The 287-nt window shown below is 64.5% G+C and carries 1 protein-coding gene; it reads right to left on the bottom strand.

Going from position 1 to position 287, the window contains the following annotated elements:
- Window positions 1–287: NAD(P)-binding protein (locus LZP69_RS16190; protein WP_234201721.1), on the bottom strand; the 287-nt coding region annotated here is incomplete at both ends.

The raw sequence follows: 287 nt of genomic DNA, 5'->3' as shown, positions 1-287 counted from the left end.
CACGGCGTCATACTGCTGCTTCAACTCAGCCAGGGAGATATCCTTGCCGACGCGGGTGTTGTACTTTATCTCGGCACCCACCGACGCGATGATGTCCACGTCGCGCTGCAGGATCGGGCGCGGCATACGGTAGGCCGGGATGCCGACGGCGATCATGCCGCCGCCGTAGCCTTCGGGCAGCGCTTCATAGATGGTCGACTTGTAGCCTTCCAGCCCCAGGTAGTAGGCACAGGCCAGTCCGGCAGGGCCGGCGCCGACGATGGCGACCTTCTTGCTCTTGGCCGGCT

The sequence above is a fragment of the Shewanella sp. AS1 genome (genome assembly GCF_021412565.1).
In the GTDB taxonomy this organism is placed as follows: Bacteria; Pseudomonadota; Gammaproteobacteria; order Enterobacterales; family Shewanellaceae; genus Shewanella.
The sequence above is the reverse complement of the archived record's forward strand: the minus strand, read 5'-3'. Positions and strand labels throughout refer to the sequence as shown.